The 17,453-nt window shown below is 55.6% G+C and carries 12 protein-coding genes; 7 read left to right on the top strand and 5 right to left on the bottom strand.

Annotated features, from left to right (window positions below; genetic code table 11):
• Window positions 1-86: 86 nt before the first annotated feature.
• From C1J03_RS03965 to C1J03_RS03955, 3 genes are all read left to right on the top strand, one after another.
• Window positions 87-3,005, top strand: a complete 2,919-nt coding sequence (locus C1J03_RS03965) for a cyclic nucleotide-binding domain-containing protein (RefSeq protein WP_114883900.1) — start codon at window positions 87-89, stop codon at window positions 3,003-3,005.
• Between the two features lie 85 nt (window positions 3,006-3,090).
• Window positions 3,091-3,765 (top strand): FecR family protein, encoded by a 675-nt coding sequence (locus C1J03_RS03960; protein WP_114883898.1) that lies wholly within the window; start codon window positions 3,091-3,093, stop codon window positions 3,763-3,765.
• Window positions 3,762-5,585, top strand: coding sequence for a CHASE2 domain-containing protein (locus C1J03_RS03955; RefSeq protein WP_162798440.1), 1,824 nt, complete (start codon window positions 3,762-3,764; stop codon window positions 5,583-5,585). Before C1J03_RS03960 ends, C1J03_RS03955 begins: the two co-directional genes overlap by 4 nt.
• Before the next feature lie 21 nt (window positions 5,586-5,606).
• Here the strand turns inward: C1J03_RS03955 and C1J03_RS03950 are convergent, their stop codons facing one another.
• Window positions 5,607-7,745, bottom strand: coding sequence for a SulP family inorganic anion transporter (locus tag C1J03_RS03950; protein ID WP_114883894.1), 2,139 nt, complete (start codon window positions 7,743-7,745; stop codon window positions 5,607-5,609).
• A 146-nt stretch (window positions 7,746-7,891) separates the two neighbouring features.
• Window positions 7,892-8,725, bottom strand: coding sequence for an IclR family transcriptional regulator domain-containing protein (locus C1J03_RS03945; RefSeq protein WP_162798439.1), 834 nt, complete (start codon window positions 8,723-8,725; stop codon window positions 7,892-7,894).
• Window positions 8,726-8,792: 67 nt separating this feature from the next.
• Between C1J03_RS03945 and C1J03_RS03940 the strand changes: the two genes are divergently transcribed.
• Both C1J03_RS03940 and C1J03_RS03935 read left to right on the top strand, forming a co-directional pair.
• Complete coding sequence (locus tag C1J03_RS03940) at window positions 8,793-10,112, top strand: aromatic ring-hydroxylating dioxygenase subunit alpha (RefSeq protein ID WP_114883889.1); 1,320 nt, start codon at window positions 8,793-8,795, stop codon at window positions 10,110-10,112.
• A gap of 50 nt (window positions 10,113-10,162) precedes the next feature.
• Complete coding sequence (locus tag C1J03_RS03935; protein WP_114883887.1) at window positions 10,163-11,620, top strand: glutamine synthetase family protein; 1,458 nt, start codon at window positions 10,163-10,165, stop codon at window positions 11,618-11,620.
• Between the two features lie 163 nt (window positions 11,621-11,783).
• Here the strand turns inward: C1J03_RS03935 and C1J03_RS03930 are convergent, their stop codons facing one another.
• Both C1J03_RS03930 and C1J03_RS03925 read right to left on the bottom strand, forming a co-directional pair.
• Window positions 11,784-13,184 carry a M20 family metallopeptidase gene (locus C1J03_RS03930; RefSeq protein ID WP_114883885.1) on the bottom strand — a complete coding sequence of 467 codons (1,401 nt, stop codon included), beginning with the start codon at window positions 13,182-13,184 and terminating at the stop codon, window positions 11,784-11,786.
• A 430-nt stretch (window positions 13,185-13,614) separates the two neighbouring features.
• Complete coding sequence (locus tag C1J03_RS03925; RefSeq protein WP_162798438.1) at window positions 13,615-14,061, bottom strand: universal stress protein; 447 nt, start codon at window positions 14,059-14,061, stop codon at window positions 13,615-13,617.
• Window positions 14,062-14,233: 172 nt separating this feature from the next.
• On the opposite strand from C1J03_RS03925, the gene C1J03_RS03920 reads away from it, so the two are divergent.
• A complete protein-coding gene (locus tag C1J03_RS03920; protein WP_114883882.1) occupies window positions 14,234-15,769 on the top strand; it encodes a PAS domain S-box protein in 1,536 nt (511 codons plus the stop codon).
• On the opposite strand, the gene C1J03_RS03915 is transcribed toward C1J03_RS03920, so the two are convergent.
• Window positions 15,766-16,515: a response regulator gene (locus C1J03_RS03915; protein WP_114883880.1), complete on the bottom strand. Its 750-nt coding sequence runs from the start codon at window positions 16,513-16,515 to the stop codon at window positions 15,766-15,768. The genes C1J03_RS03920 and C1J03_RS03915 overlap by 4 nt on opposite strands.
• Before the next feature lie 170 nt (window positions 16,516-16,685).
• On the opposite strand from C1J03_RS03915, the gene C1J03_RS03910 reads away from it, so the two are divergent.
• On the top strand, window positions 16,686-17,363 hold the full coding sequence (locus C1J03_RS03910; RefSeq protein ID WP_114883878.1) for a helix-turn-helix domain-containing protein: 678 nt from the start codon (window positions 16,686-16,688) through the stop codon (window positions 17,361-17,363).
• The last annotated feature ends 90 nt before the right edge of the window (window positions 17,364-17,453 follow it).

Genomic DNA, 17,453 nt, shown 5'->3' with positions numbered 1-17,453 from the left:
TATGGATACGCAAGTTCGACTTCTGGAGCAGGCCCATCGAAAAGACGCTCTTCTCCTTTATTTGGAAATACTCAAAACGCGAGCAGATGGTCCTATTGCTGGTGACACTGACGCTATTTCCACTGCTTTATTTGACGCTGGAACTGCCCAAGCGGATCATCAACGACGCCATCGGTGCAACAGATTCAACCGTCACTGTCTTGGGCATCAACTTGGGTCAGATCACCTTCTTAATTGTGCTCTGCGTTTTGTTTTTGACGGCAGTCCTTGTGCACGGCCTGATGAAAATGCGCGTAAATACGATGAAGGGCATGATGGCCGAACGCCTGCTGCGCAGGTTGCGGCATTCGTTGATCGCCCGTATTTTGCGCTTCCCGCCGCCGGTCATGGCCCGCACCAGCGAAGGCGAATTAGTGTCGATGGTCATGTCTGAAACCGAGCCAATGGGTGGCTTGATGGGCGACGCGATTGCACAACCCGTCCTGCAAGGCGGTCAGATGTTGACGATCCTGACTTTTCTCTTTGCACAATCTGCAACTTTCGGCTTCGCGGCGATCGCCTTTATACCGCTGCAGGCCTGGCTCATCCCCAAATTGCAGCGCCGGGTGAACCTATTGAACAAAGAGCGCGTGATCGAAGTGCGCGCGCTCGCTGGCGAAATTGGTGTAAACGCCGTTGCGGCCAGTGCGCTGCGGACCAATGGCGGCTGGCATCACCGCACAGAATTGGTGTCGGCGCGTTTGGCGCGGCTATTGGCGATCCGGTTTGAGATCTTCCGCAAGAAGTTCTTTATGAAGTTCGTTAACAACTTCATCTCGCAACTCACGCCATTTTTCTTTTATGCCGTGGGTGGTTATCTGGCCATTACGGGTGAGATCAGCATCGGTGCACTGGTTGCCGCGCTTGCCGCTTTCAAGGATCTCTCGGGGCCCTGGAAAGAGCTTTTGACATATTACAACCAGTCGCAGGAGATGTCGCTGCGCTGGGACATGATCCGAGATAAATTTACCCCGTCGGGTTTGATAAAGGCGCATTTGATTGACGGTCAGCCGACCGAGAACCCAACGCTATCGGGTGATCTTGAACTTGCAGATGTGAGCTTGCGCACCGCCGACGGCAGCGTCGTACTTGATGGGGCGGGCGTGATTATCCCCCAAGGTCAGACGGCCTCAATCGTGGCCCCCACAGCTGAGGACCGGCAGGCTCTGTGCAGCCTGCTACAGCGTGAACTCGCCCCCAGCTCTGGCACAGTCACGTTGGAAGGGCGCAATCTGGCTGACCTGCACCAGCTGACGATTGCGCGGCGCATCGGACGAGCGAATGCACAACCGATGATCTTTGATGGCACCTTTCGGGATAACGTACTGATGCCGCTCACGGCGTCCAGCGTACCGAAAGTCACCGCGCTCGTAGCAGAAGGCATGCCAAACACCACGGCACTGGTGCCCCAAGACCATCCACTTGCGCCCCCGGAGGCGCTGCGCGATTGGTGGTTCAACCTGCTGACGGTGTTGGGCATCGACCGCCCCTTGTATGAACGCGGCCTGATCCTGAGTATGCCCGACGACCCAGCCAACCCGCTTGCCCAAATGGTTCCCGGGCTGCGATCAGATGTGGCGGCGGCCATTGCAAAGGCTGACCTACAAGACAGCGTTGGGTATTTTACACCAGATATCTACAACACTGCCTTGCCAGTTGCGGAAAACCTACTGTTCGCACTCTCCAACACCCGGTTGAGCTGGCAGGTCATTGCCGAGCAACGTGGTTTTCTTGCTGCCCTCGCCGCGGTCGATGCCGAAAGCGAATTGCTAGAGCTTTCGAAGGTCATCGTAGGGTCACTGCTACAGGTATTTGGTAAAGATGGAGATGATCATCCCCTCTTTCAAAAGTTGGAATTGGACGTTGAAACCTATTACCACGTGGTCCGCTTGGTAGAGCAGGAAAGCCCGGTATCTAGCGCGAGCAAGACAGACAAGGCGCATTTGATTGCAGTGCTCTTTGCGATCTCGTCGGACAAATTAGGCAGCGCGTTTGAGCCCGAAACCATTGACCGTATTTTGAACAGCAGAACACGCTATGGCGCGCAGTTGCGAAAAGCCCTTTTGGGTGTGGTTACCCCCATTGAGCACGACACTGCCATCCCGGGCCTGTCGGTGTTCGAAAATGCGCTATTTGGTAAGACCCACGCCCGCACCCGGCGCGACGAGCAGGCATTGCGAAATCTTGTCGGCGAGGTCTTGCACAAAGCGGGATGTGCACGCCCCGTGTTAGATCTGGTTCTCGATATGCCCGTGACACGCGCCGCCGGGCTGCCCGCGTTCCTCGGAGAAGTGTTGTCGCTAAGCAGGGCTACGGTCAAAGAACCTAGTTTGATGTTGCTGGACAATGCACTTGCCAGTTTTGACACTGAGGTCCGCGAGAGCCTACCAGCCAAACTGCGCACCCTTTTGCCCGACGCGACGGTGATTTTTTTCGACCTTCAAAACCCGCAGTCAGAAGGTTTTGACAGCCATTGGCGCTTGCAGCACGGGCGCATAATTCCCGCAACCGACGCGGGGGCTGGTGAGGACGGCGGCGTGGTCCCAGCCGAGTTGAGCCGCAAAATGCAGGTCCTCCAACAATCCGATCTTTTCTCAGGCCTCCCACGCAAACAACTTCGCCTGCTTGGGTTTGGCGCGCGCTGGTATGAAGTGCAGGCAGGCGAATATGTATTTCGCAAGAATGATCCCTCCGACAGCGGAGCGTTTTTGGTGGTCAGCGGGTCGGCAGATTTGCTGATGCCTGACGACAACGGCAAAGAAACCCGCGTGACAACTGTCTCTGAGGGCACGCTTGTGGGCGAACTTGGCCTCATCCGTCATGAGCCACGCTTTTTGGGTATGCGCGCAACCCAAGACCTTGTTTGCCTCAACATCGGGCGCGAAGAGTTTCTGGCGGTTGTGGAAAATGATGCCGCTACAATGCTCAAACTGCTTCAGGTTTTTGCCGGATACATCGCGGACTAGCGCCGAGGGTCCGGAAAAGTTTTGGGCTTTTGCCGTTTTTTAGGTCAGGATTGGCCCATTGTTCTCTGCAAGGATATTTGAAGCGATGAAACCTGTGTCGACAGACGCGTCTCAAGCCGGCTTTAAGCAACGCTCCCTTTTGCCCCCACACATTCTGGCGGCCGTTTTGAGCGCGTTCATGCTGTGCAGCTTGTCTTCGACCCAAGCCACAGCGGAGGACCGTGTTTGCATCATCGATAAGGTCTCAAACGGGTGGGCAGAAATTCTGCGGGGCGGAGATACGATAGTCGACCCGCAGGGCCAAGCAATCCAGCAAGGTGATCGGCTGCGCAAAAATCGTAAATCGCAAATCTCGATCTCTTGCAGCGATGAGGGCGAGATTACGATTGGCCAAGACACAGAAATCGACTTGGACGACCTTGTTAAAGCTCCCATCGGCGAACCACGCGTGTTTCGCATTTTACGCGGTATTTCTGGCTTTGTGATGCCTGGTCGTGCGGCACCTGTTCAGGTCAAAACCCTCAATGCCGTGGCATCCGTTCGATCCACCGAATGGACGGTGGAGGTGGAAGGCAAGATGACCCACGTCTTTGTGCGCAAAGGCTTGGTTGATGTGAGTGCCAAGAACGGTCAAACCGCTGCTTTGTCGACAGGCGAAGGCGTCACGGTGATGGCTGATGGCACGATGGGCCCGGTCGAATCTTGGGGGCAGTCGCGCATCACCGCAATGAACGGACGGCTGGGTGGGCGCTGGCGTTGACGCCGATCCGGCGGGCTATTGTTGCCTCATTTTACTTTGCGATAGTGTTTGCGTGGCTCCAACCTGGCAATCAGGGCGGTGCGCTCTCACGGTTTGAAGGACGGCTGCTGGACATCCGGTTTACCCTGCGCGGCGAGCGCCCCTCCCCTGCAGATGTCATAATCTTAGCGATTGATGACGCCGCGTTTGAGAAAGCCCAAACTTTCCCCTTGCCCCGCACGGATATCGGTAAAGCCATTGAAATTGCCACTCAAAAAGGTGCCAAGGCAGTTGTGTTGGATCTCTTGCTCGTTGGTGAAACCGCAGATGATGCAGCACTGGCGTCAGCACTAGCGGCGGCTGTGAACCCTTCGATCGCGCTATCGCTGATGGACGAGGGCACGCCGCCGTTAGGCCCCATTGCAGATAAAATCGCCGACAGTAGTTTTGCCTTGGCCCGCAATCCGGTGCCGGCAGGTCCAAAAGGTACCCTTGGTCCGGAATTTAGTTTTGCGCAACACGCGCAGCTCGGCCACGTTAATCTGATGCTTGAGGATGACGGGGCATTGCGGCGTATCCCTGTGGCGCTCAGACTGGGCGATCAAGGGCCGGTTTTACCTTCACTTGCCGTCGTCGCAGCGCGGCTTCAGTCCGGCGCAGACCCATCGGACATGACGCTCATTTCCGGCGAGATGCTTATTCTGGGCAATCAACGTATTCCCTTAGACCGGCAAAACCGCGCAGCCCTGAATTTCTTTGGACCTGCGGGCACAATCGAGACGTGGTCCATTACACGCGCTGCAGAGGCTGACCTTGCCGGCAAACTGATCTTTATCGGGGCCACCTCGGAAGGCTACAAAGACGCATTTCTCACGCCATTTGATCCCGCACTGCCGGGTGTTGAAGCTTTGGCAACGATGGCCGCAAACGTTTTGTCACAAACGACCTTGCGGCGTGATGAAACCACGTGGGTCATAGATACCCTTCTCGCGATGATCGCTGGCCTGTTGGCTGCTTGGCTCGCTTCGCGGAGCAATGCGTGGGTGGCGGGCATCGGTACCCTTGCCTTGTGGTCCGTTGGTCTGGCCGGTCTGCAGACTGCGCTGTCATGGAACATGTGGCTGGATGGGGCGACGTTGATCGGTGCGCTAAGCATCGGCGCAATATTGGGTTTCGCGGGCCGTTGGGTGGAAAACAAGCAGCGCGCCGCAAACCTGTCGCGCTATCAGTCGCCACAAATGATCGAAGCCCTCGCCGCGCAGGCCAACCCCGAGTTCGACGGTCGCATGCAAAATGCCGCTGTTCTATTTGTCGACATCGCGAATTTCACTCACCAAAGCACCCAGATGACGCCCGCGGAAACTGGGCGATTCCTCAACAGATTTCACACAATTATCAACGCAGTTTCGGCCCAATGGGGCGGGATGATCCCATCAACGGCAGGCGACGGTGCCATGATCGTCTTCGGTCTGCCCAACGCGGAACGCGATGACGCGGCGCGGGCATTGGCCTGTGCGGATGATCTGCTAGGAAAATTTGCCGGAACCGATGCGACGGCCCCGCAAAATCAATCGATACCGGTTCGCATTGGCGGGCATTTCGGAGAGGTTTACGCGGTGATCTTAGGCGAAGAGGGTCGCTCCACCCCGACCGTCACGGGCGACATCGTAAACGCGGCAAGCCGTCTTCAAGAAGAGGCCAAGACCCATCATGCTGTGCTGGCCATTTCAAATGCGCTTTACCTCGCCGCGGGGCAGCCAAAGGTGGCCGGGCTGACGTATGCAGGACCCACCCTATTGCGTGGCCAAGCAAAAGAAGTCGATATCTGGCTCCGGGTGTAGGACCCTGTACAAAACGCGAGTCTAGAAACCTAAGTCTCGCAGCAGCAACGTTGTGTGGTTAAGTCGTCGCGCCATGTGCCGCGCGATCAGCTTGTGAAACGCCGCCGCAACTGCGGGGTTTTGGCGCTCTAACCCCTCGAGCCGGCGGGCATCAATGCGTGTCAGTTCTGACGTCCGATCTGCGATAATATCCGCTGACCGAGCGCGGCCTGTATAATATGCCATTTCGCCGATCACAGAACCGGGCCGGATCAAAGCAACAATTGCCGGGGCTCCGTTTTCCTGGGGAACCGAGACGACAAGCTGTCCGGATTGCAAAATAAAGATGTCGTCTGATGCAGACCCCCGCTCGATCACCGTCTCACCTGCGCGCAACTTTATGGTTTCGACATAGGCGTTCATGCTGCCTTGCAAAAACATCTCTGCCACTAGGCCAGAGACTTCTCCCTCATCGCTCGGATTTGTGGATAGCAAAATGTCTTCAATATGCTCAAGCGCCTGATCAAGCGTGCCAAAGCGTTCGCATTGCATGGTGCGCTGCACGAGGTCCATATCGGTCCTGCCCGTGTCGTTAATCCCGCTGAGCACCAAAGTAACGTCACCTTCAGCGCAATCCCTCGCCACGCGCTGCAGCGTATGCCACGTCGAAATATCGATGCCACTGACGTGCTTGAAATCTACGACCAGCCAGCGCGGAGATTGGGTGCCATTTAGCAGCAACGCCTGCACCCCCTTACGCAGCACATTTGCAGACCCAAAGAACAGATACCCCGAAAGCTCAATAATCTGTGCCTGCCCGCCCACTTTGGACAGAACTGCCAATTGGTCGTCTGGCCGCTCCACAAAGGATCTGCGCACCGCACCACTGCTCTGCGATCGGATGACATCAAGCTTCGCATAAGCGATCACAAAGAACCCAAAGGCCATAATCAACCCGGCAGCAATCGCCGCCAAGAAGCTGAACGTGATCGCGATGACGGGGATTATCGCCACAATCCCGTAATCGCGAAGCGTCAATTTGCGGCGCTCTTCCCAAAGCCAAGTATAGAGCAAGTCCACACCGAGAAACGCGATCACACTGGCAAACAGGCCAACAGGTAGCACCTCTAGAATATGCACGCCCAAAACCAGCACAGCGGCACATCCCATTGCAGCGCTAATTCCCGCCAACGGCCCAATGAGGCCAAGGCGGCGCGCGAGGATCGTCTCGCCCAGCAAGTGATATCCAGGTATCCCGCCAACAAAAGCGCCAAGTGCATTGGCAATACCAACGCCCTTAGTCTCGCGGTTAATGTCCATATCCTGACCCAAGCTCAGCTCCAGCCCAGTAGCGTTCAGGGTCGTTCCTATCATTGACACTGCAACGATTGTGACGATGACAGGCGCCTGCGCAAAAACAGCACCCCAATCTGCGCCTTGAAGGGTTTTCGGGGCCAACCCACCCAGCAGACCACCATCCTGAAACGGACCCAGCAAGAACCCAGCGCTGCGCGCGGCATCCATCGACAGACCCAAAACGCCAATATATGCATAAAACCCTAAGGCGGTGACTAAGAGTGCCAAGGGTAGTGTTAAGCTGCCGGGAAACAGCCGCGTCGCTAATACGATGCCGATTGCAGCAATGCTGACAGGTACCCATTTTTGCAACGCATCAGGGGATGCCAGCGCGGATAAATGTTTAATCTCCGGAGACAGCCCAGTTGCCACACCAATCGCACCCAGAAACAGAAGCAAGCCCGTGGCAGCGAGAAATCCGGCAAGCACGGGATATGGAATAAACCGGGCCAAATTGGCGAATTTGAAATGCCCAAAGAGCATCGCTGCAAGCCCCATCGACAAGGAAGCAAGCGCGGTCAGGCTGGCGGTGCTGGCAAAGAGCACCTCGCCCGACAACTCGTTCTTGGCGACCAGTGACCCGGCGGCCCCCGCAAGCAATATAGCCGGCACGTCCTGTGCCTGTAAAATCGAACCCCGGTAGGACAGCGTAAATGCACCGCACACACCCAAAACAACGCACCCCATCAGCGTCAGACCAATTCCGCGATCCAGATAGGGCGTCAGATCGCCAGAATAGATGATAGCGGCGAAGGAAATAGCAAAAACCGCTGAAACAGCCGCAATGAAAACCGCGCCGAACGCGTTTCGCAGGAGGGTGACCACTTTAACTCTGCCCCTTCAATCCCTGCGTTCCCAATAGATTGACCTGAGGTCAATTCTGCGTCTGACTTTGTTGCAATCTGTGCGCTTTGGCAATGCTGGCGCGCAGCCGTATTCTGGCACGACACCGATTTGGAGCCACGATGAGTTTAGCGACCACCGGGCAAGGAGCGGTAGATTTCCTTGGCACATAGCTGAAGAATGCTCAGGCAGGTTTCATGTGTGGCGGGGTCTTTCATGAAGGACACGGGGGCAGATATACCAAGCGCCATTCGCGCGGCGTCGGGGCGTCCAACCGGAACAGCCAGACCTGCTATTCCCCCTTCGAATTCGTTGCTCACAACGGCAAACCCATGCGCCCGCGCGGCTGTGATCTGATCGCGAATGGCATCTCGGTCTTGCAAACTTTCTGAGGTGTAGAGCGATAGATCAGCATGCTCGATAAGGGAATTGGCATGATCCGGCGGCGCATAAGCCAGCAGCATGCGCCCAATTGCCGAATGCAACAGCGGCAGGCGACTGCCCACGGTAAAGCCAAAGGAGACATTCGAGCCGGCAACAATCGACTGCGCAATATAGACAGCGGAAGTGTCCGCAATCGCCGCAACAGAGATTTCACGCCCCAGCGTTTGGGAGTGTCGGTTCAGGGTTGGCTGGACCGTCGCACCTACGCTATTGCCCCGCAAATAGCTGCCCGCCAGCGTCAGAACCTTTGGCGTCAACGAGAAATACTTATCCGCCTTTTCGACATAGCCAAGGTCAACCAAGGTGATCACCAACCGGCGCACGGCGGCTCGGTCAAGCTGCGTGGCCTTACCGATCTCAGGCAGAGTAAGTCGCGCATAACCATCATCAAAGGCGGCGAGCACTTTTAGTCCCTTCACAAAGGTCGTGGAAATATCGCGCTCAGCGTACCACCCCTCATCCTGACCTGAGTTCATCTCAATCCCCTCGGTATAGCGCTTGACATGTGGGCGCAGCATTCGCCTAATATATATACAAACGTGCGATATATGAACATATCTAATTTGACGCAAAAGGACCCCAGCCATGATCAGCCAGGAGTTGAACGACACGCTTACCCTCACAGGCCCCGGTACAGATGCCGGCGCTGTTATGCGCCGCTATTGGCAACCCGCAGCCCTCAGCGACGAGTTGGCGGGCAATCGTCCCGTCGTTCCCGTCAAGCTGCTGGGCGAGGGTTTGGTGCTGTTTCGGGACAGTGACGGCAAGTTGGGCTTGATCGGGCGCGCCTGCCCGCACCGCGGCGCGGATCTTTGTTATGGGCGGCTTGAGGACAACGGGTTGCGTTGTCCTTTTCATGGCTGGCATTTCAACCGCGACGGTCAATGCGTCGAGCAACCCGGAGAGCCCGAAGGCTCAGCGATGCACGAACAGATCCAGAATACATCCTACCCCGTTGTTGAAAAAAACGGCATCATCTTTGCCTATATGGGTCCGGGCACCCCGCCAGAATTTCCTAATTTTGACTGCTTTCGTGCGCCTGAAACCCATGTTTTTGCCTTCAAAGGCCTTTGGCAGTGCAATTGGCTGCAAGCTATGGAAGTCGGCATTGACCCAGCACATGCATCTTTCTTGCACCGTTTTTTGCAAGATGAAGACCCCGATGACGGCTATGGAAAACAGTTCCGCGACAAGGCCGCAGATACCGATATTCCTATGACCAAACTGTTGCGCGACTTCCCGCGACCAGACATTTCGGTCGAGGAAACTGACTACGGTATGCGCCTTATTGCCCTGCGTGATCTGGGCAATGGCAAAACCCATGTGCGCATCACCAACCAAATATTCCCCGAAGCAATTTCGATTCCGATGAGCCGCGAAATGATCATCACCCAGTGGCATGTGCCCGTCGATGACACGTCGTGTTATTGGTATTCGATGTTCACCAGCTTTGACAAACCTGTCGACAAAGATCTGATGCGTGCCCAGCGGCTTAAGGAACACCGTCTGCCTGATTACGCGCCGATCAAGAACAAAGCCAACAACTATGGCTTTGACCCACAAGAGCAGCAGCGCGAAACGTATACCGGCATGGGGCTCGATATTAATGTTCACGACCAATGGGCAGTAGAAAGTCCCGGGCCGATATTTGACCGCACCAAAGAGCATCTGGGCAAGACTGATGTCGCTATCATCAAGTACCGCCGCATGATGCGCGCAGCGATTGCCAGCCTGAAAAACAACCAAGCCGATAGCTTGCCAATGCTAGGCGGCGTTGACGTCAGCACGATTTATGGTCCCATATCCAATGATACGATTGGCGACGCGGAAAACTGGAAAGACGCAATCGAGGCCAGCGACCGCGAACGACGGGCCGCTTGCACCGGATGGGACGCAAAGGTTTAAGTGCAGAATATGCGGGTCCTTGCGGGCCACAGAAATGGAATGCCCAACCTATGACGGACCTGAAAAAACAGATCGCCGACGGGGCGCTCGCGCGCGCAGGATTACTCGACACCGATACAATCGACAAAGCCGCAGCCCTCGTGGGGCGTGTGGCCCAAAGTGATTTGGAAACGGTACGGGTGCTTTTTGCTGATCAGCACGGCATCCTGCGCGGCAAGACCATCGTGGCAGAGGCACTTGCATCGATCTTTACCAATGGCCTCGCGGCACCTTCGACTCTTTTGTTGAAAGACACCGCGCATAAAACCGTTTTCCACGTCTGGTCGGCTGACCCCGGCGTTGAAGGTGGCATGGCTGGTGCGGGTGACATCTTGATGCTGCCAGATCCCGATACCTTTCGCATTCTGCCCTGGTCGCCGCATTCCGCGTGGGTTTTCTGCGACCCGCGTTTCAAATCTGGTGAGGTCATCCCTTTTTCGCCGCGCGATGTCCTCAAGCGCGCGATTGCAAAGTTGGCAGATCACAACATGGCACTTGTGGTTGGGCTGGAGGTCGAATTTCACGTATTTGACTGTGTCGACCCCATGCTGGAACACAGCGATGCGACCATGCCCGGCCAACCGGCCAAGACGCGCAATCTGGCTCCGGGCTATCAGTTTTTAACTGAAACACATTACGGCGCGCTGGAGCCGGTGATGGATGATCTGCGCCGGCATTGTCAGGCGCTTGGCCTGCCTGTGCGCTCCATGGAAGTCGAAATGGGCCCCAGCCAGTTTGAGTTTACCTTTGATCCAGCTGATCCGCTGACACATGCCGATAACATGATGATGTTTCGCGCAATGGTCAAAGAATCTTGTGCACGCAAAGGGTTACACGCAACCTTCATGTGCAAACCCAACCTTGAAAATGCGGCGGCAAGTGGCTGGCACCTGCATCAATCTGTAGTGGACCGTGAAACAGGTCGCAACCTTATGGTCCCTAGCGAAGACGGCCAGCTAAGCGATGTTGCGCGCGGATGGATCGCAGGATTGCTGTCCCATGCCGAAGAAAGCTGCTTGCTGACGACGCCTACCGTGAACGGCTACAAGCGATACCGCCCGCACCAACTGGCCCCTGATCGCATCCAATGGGGGCGCGACAACCGAGGCACAATGATCCGCGGCCTGATGGCACCGAACGACCCTGCTTCGCGGATCGAAAACCGCGTCGCAGAGACCACCGCAAACCCATATTACTTCTTTGCGAGCCAGATCTTGTCAGGCCTCGACGGCATCCGGTCTAACTTGCCGCTCCCCGACCCGGTGGAGACGCCCTACACGTCAGATGCCCCTCGCCTGCCAGAGAGCTTGCTCAGTGCAATCCGGCGTTTTGAACAGTCCGATTTTTTCCGCGCGGAGCTTGGCGATGCATTTGTCGACTACCTCACAAAAATTCGCCGCGCCGAATGGGATCGGTATCACCTGACAATTTCGGAATGGGAACAAGCCGAATATTTCGGGCTTTACTGACCCGACAATCTGACGGCGTTTTGGAAAATACTGCGCACCGAGCGCTCTAACGCGGCTTCCCTCTGAATTTCTGAACCCTTGCCATTTTACTGGACTGTTTCAGCGGTGCAACGAGGGGCTCCATAATGGGTAGCCGTCGCTGACCAAGACGATCCTCGCGCCCCTATTCGGCCTTAGCGATTGGCGTGTGGGTTCCAATGTCCCAGAAAAGACCCGCCATCACTTGCATCCCTTCTCGGCAAACCGATTTCAAGACGTGCTCGTTCGGGGCATGTTGATTGCAGCCCAAATAGCTATGCGGAATCCAGATGGTCGGCAGTCCGAGCACGTCTGCGAAACAATCGTTGGGCAATGAGCCGGCAAGGTTGGGCAAGACATGCGGGTCTTTGCCTGTGGTCTTCTTGAGAGAGGCTTTGACGTAGTTAACCCACGGATGATCTGGGTTCAGGCGAGTCGCGCCAAACACCCCTTTCTCATGCGGCACGATCATGACCTTCTCAAAACCATGCGCATCAAGATGGCGGCGCAAGGACGGAATGATCATCTCTGGGTCCGTGCCCACCACAAACCGCAACTGGCAGCACGCGCGCGCCGAGGGCGCAATTGCATTCACGGGTGCATCCGGAATGCCGGCCGTCATCGCAAGAATGGCAAAACTGTTCCACCCGTAAGCGCGCTCTGCTGGCGTCAGGCTTTCCTCGCCCCAATCGCTGTCCACCTTAGCAGCATCCTCTGCGCCTACGGGCAGACCGCGCAAGGCTTCACGTACATCCGGTGTCAGGCTCGTTGGGTGCCATTCGGGAATGCGAAGCTGGCCGCGCGCATCCGTTATACACGCGAGCGCATGCGCCAGAATGATGGCGGGATCTGCCAGCAAGCCACCCCAATTGCCCGAATGATGTGCCCCTTCGCGCAGGTCCACCACGAGATCAAATCCAAGCCCCCCGCGCGATCCCATAAACATCGTAGGTCGCTGCGCACTCAATCGCGGGCCGTCGGACGCGATAAAGACATCCGCACTCAATGCCTCGCAGTGCATGGCCATCATCTCGGCCAGACCGGGCGACCCGATTTCTTCGCTCATTTCCAGTACAATCTTGACGTTAAACCCAAGCTTGCCGCGCGTGGCGATCACCGCTTCAAGAGCAGCAATGTTGATCAAATGCTGCACCTTGTTATCGGCCGATCCCCGACCAAAAAGTCGGTCGCCTTCCTCAATAAGCTCGAACGGTGTCAGCCCTTCGCGCCAAGCACCGTCTTGTCCCCAGACCACATCACCGTGCCCATAGGTCAGAACCGTCGGCAGCGACGCATCTTCAATCCGGGAACCTAACAAAAAAGGCCCGCCTTTGGTTTGGGTGCTCGGGTTGTCGTGCAACGTGCAATCAAACCCCATCGCATCCAAACGCGGTTGAATGGCTTGGGTCAGATACTGTCCAAGCACGGCTGCTTGAACGGGTGCTTGGCTTTCGCTCCGGTAGGCCACGAGCTTTGCAAGATCTGATTGCAGGTGCCCGCTGTCAAAATATGTCGTGGCACGGCTAACAGCATCATCGCGGGTCATATTCTGCTTTCCTATTTTACTGCCATAAAACCACGATCGGACGCGTCGCTCTGTTGAATATTTATAGGCATGGCAGCACTCCAATTGCCATGTCAGCGAAACATAAACTGCACCTTTTGAACTGGTTTTTCACAAGGCGTACGATGAATTGGAAGTCTTGCGCTAATAAAATTATGCCAGCCTATTTCAAAGGCCGTGGCGGGAAGTACGCTAGACGCATGATTGAGGATGTATCTTGAAAGATTGACTCTTTCAGGGAAAAACTCTCGCGAGAGCACCAACATGATCAAGGCACAGCCAATGATGTTTGAGATAGCCATCGCGTCCACCCCGACAGCCGAGTAACAGCGGGGCGGGCCTCAAAAATTATTCAACTCGTTACAAGAACGGCATCTGGGATCGGCGAACCCTCAGATGCTTTGGGGATCCGTCATGCCACAGACAGGCATGCGCACTTAGCAGAATGATTGATGCGTTGCGTCGTGCTCCCGAGCAGCAGGCTTGAGACAGCGTTCAACCCGCGTCGTCCTGTCACGATCAGATCCGCGCCAGTTTTGTCCGCGCAAGCTAAGATCTCGGTCACCGCATCGCCGTGGGCCAGGTGTGTTTTCACAGCCTTACATCCGGTGCCCGCGGCAATCTCGGACGCGTTGTCGAGTATTTGGCGCCCGGCCTGTTCAATCTCTGACAGTGTCGGCTTGAGTGTTGCTGCGTGATAGCCAGCCATTGCGCCGACGACAAACGCAGCACTTTCGGCATGAGGGACGTGCACAAGCGTCACGGTCCCGTCATAGTGCTTTGCCAGATCACACGCGATGCCGATTGCCGTTTTCGAAGTATCCGACCCATCCACGCCGACAATAATTTCCTTAAACATCACGTTCATCCTTTTCTTGATTTGGTTCGAGGCCTTTGATCCACATACGTTTCTCCTGTGAATTTCTTTCTGTTTGGCAGGTCTGTTTGGGCAAGCATTGAGCAATATCAATTGCCCCTTGCGCAAATCGGCGAGCATTTGGCAGGCTCACCAAAAAATGCGATGGGTAAGAATGAAACAGACGACGCAAGAAAGTGCCCTGCTGCACGCCATTCTAGAGGCGGCCGTTGATGCTATGATCGTATCGGATGATGCGGGGATAATCCTGCAAGCCAATCCCGCGGCTTGCAGCCTTTTTCAATACGACGCGTCTGAGATGATCGGGCAAAACGTGAAAATGCTGATGCCAAAATCATTGGCAAAGCAGCACGATGGATTTATGCGCCACCACATTGAAACCGGTGAGAAAAAGATCATCGGGATTGGGCGAGATGTTGAAGGGCAACGCAAAGATAAAACCGTCTTCCCGTTGCATCTTTCGGTCGGGCATTCGCAGGTGGGTGACCAACGTCTTTTCATCGGCATTCTACACGACCTGACCCGCCGCAGAGCTACTCAAGATGCGCTTTCCCGATCGCAACGCTTGGATGCGATCGGTCAAATGACGGGCGGTATTGCGCATGATTTCAACAACCTGCTGACGGTTGTCATTGGCAATTTGGAACTACTGCAGATGCGCGGTGTTACGGACCGCCAGTCACCACTTGTCAAAGAAGCGCTGGAATCGGCGGAAATGGGTGCCGACCTCACCTCACGACTGATGATCTTTGCCCGCCAAAGCAACCTCAAACCCGCCAAGACGGACCTGCGCGACCTTTGTGGCGATACCCTGACGCTCCTAAAACGAACCCTTGGGGCCACCTACCACATTCGGACCGACTTTGCGCAGCAGGTAGACCCGGTCATGGTCGACCCGGTGCAGCTTCAGTCGGCGCTGATGAACCTCGCTCTGAATGCGCGCGACGCAATGGATGGTCGCGGCGAGCTGCTTGTCTCCATCGCCAACGTCACAATCGACGACACTTATATGGCGCAGGAAACCGATATTGCTCCTGGCGATTACGTCCGCTTGTCTGTCAACGACGACGGCGCGGGGATGAGCGTCGAAGCCCAGCAGCGGGCGTTCGAGCCCTTCTTCACAACCAAATCCGAGCACGGTGGCACTGGGCTGGGCCTTGCGATGGTCTACGGGTTTGTGCGCCAATCCGGAGGGCATATAACCTTGTATAGCGAACTAAATCACGGAACGAGTTTTAGGTTGTATTTTCCGGCGCTGCCGGTCGTACATGAAGCAGGTGCTACCAAGGTACCATCCGGCGAAAATAACGGCTTGCCACGCGGAAAGGGCCAGACAATTCTGGTGGTTGAGGACAATCCAAAGGTGCGAAGGTTGTCTTTGGAACGCATTCGAGACCTAGGGTATGTCACCCAAGAGGCTATTAGTGGCGATGATGCTTATGCCTTGCTGAAAGACGGTATGCAGGTGGATCTGGTATTCTCTGACTTGGTCATGCCTGGCGCGTTGAACGGATATGATTTGGCCGCAAAGGTGGTCGCGGAATTCCCCGACGTGAAGGTATTGCTAACCTCTGGGTACGCTAGCGACGTCGTCACAACCGCCATGTCTCACGAGCGGGTCTATGATATTCTGCACAAACCGTACCGGCAGTCTGATCTAGCATTCAGACTTCAAGCCCTGTTTAGCTAGGCCTCAGGCGGTTGGGTGCGACGCACGTCACAGGCGAACGTGTAGCCTACTCCGCGTACCGTTTTGATCAGCTTTGGATCGGATGGGTCACGCTCGACCTTTTTGCGCAGACGCGCGATTTGATTGTCTATTACTCGGTCAAGCGGGCTCCACTCAGGGCCCCCGATTAGATTCATTAACTGATCTCGCGACAGCACCCGCTTGGGACGCTCCAAGAAAATCACCAACAGTTTGAAATCACCGCTAGTTAGCCCACAATCCGAACCAGAACGATCTATCAGCTCAAACTGGTCGGGAATTGCGACCATCCCATCAAAGCTTAAATGGGCGTTTTGCCGGGGCGCAGATGAGGCGATTGTTTCCACAGGCGGTGCGACGTCACCAGTCCGGCGCAAAACGCTGCGGACCCGCGCGATAACTTCACGCACGTGGAATGGTTTTGTGATGTAGTCGTCCGCACCCACTTCAAGACCAACCACCCGGTCAATAACGTCATCTTTGCCGGTTACCATGATGATAGGCACATTGGAGGTACGGCGAATGTCGCGCGCCAACTCTATGCCGTTATCAGTGCCCAGATGAATATCCAGCGTCACAAGACTGATCGCTCGGGTAGACATATGTGCCATGGCGTCATGCGCGCCTTCCGCCTCTAAGACAAGGAACCCCTCATCCTCCATGACATTACGCAGCAAGGTTCTGATCTTGGGATCGTCATCAACGACCAAAATCGTTTGATCAGTCATGCATGGTGCCCTTGTTTCCTCGCGAGACGCCCAATGATTGCAGGAAATTACCCCGGTTCATTTTGGCAGTTACTTAGTGATACAAAACGATACATTTTCTCATAAAGCAAAGGTAGTCCAGATTACACGGACTGTCCAAATTAGCCTCACACCCGATGGAGGCACTTGATATGTATGTCACGATCCCAACCGATCACATTGACCCAACACCCAACTTACCGTTCGCTTGTTCAAACGCCAAAAATACCCACCAGAGCCTGAAGAAAGCTGGATCGTACATCTTCTTTGAGGGTGACCAAGCGGGCTGGCTCTATCAGGTCACAAGCGGTGTTGTGCGGCAGAGCCGCCTCTTGGAAGACGGGCGCAGGCAGGTCATCGCATTCGGATACCCCGGCGACATCGTTGGGTTCCCATCTGAGGGTTTGTATCACACAGATTGCGATGTCCTAGTCGAGGCATGCTTGCAACCCTACCGCATCTCTGTCCTCGAAACTGGCGAAGGCGATCCCGAACTGCACGACCAGCTCCTTCAGGCCGCATTGCGTGAGATCAGCGCCATGCAGGATCACTTTATGATGCTGGGGCGTAAATCAGCCGTCGAAAAAGTGTCTTCGTTTTTGTCTGTTCTGTCCAACCGCGTAGGTGAAGATATTGGGGGGTACAGACAGGTTACCTTGCCAATGGGCCGTACAGACATCGCCGATTTCTTGGGCCTCACCACAGAGACCGTAAGCAGGACCCTAACCCAGCTGCGTAAAAGCCGGATCATTGCAATCGATGCCATTCACACGATCGTTGTTTTACGCCCCACAGCATTGTTGGGTCTTTCATCGGGAGGGCACGCTTAACCCCTTCTTGGTCGATTGTTCTTACGATCATTGTGCCAGAATTGATCCCGATCAATCTCGTCTCCTAGCGGCGCATTATGAGTACAGGCG

This window comes from Sulfitobacter sp. SK012 (assembly GCF_003352085.1).
Lineage (GTDB): Bacteria > Pseudomonadota > Alphaproteobacteria > Rhodobacterales > Rhodobacteraceae > Sulfitobacter.
This window is presented reverse-complemented; position numbering and strand designations above follow the sequence as displayed.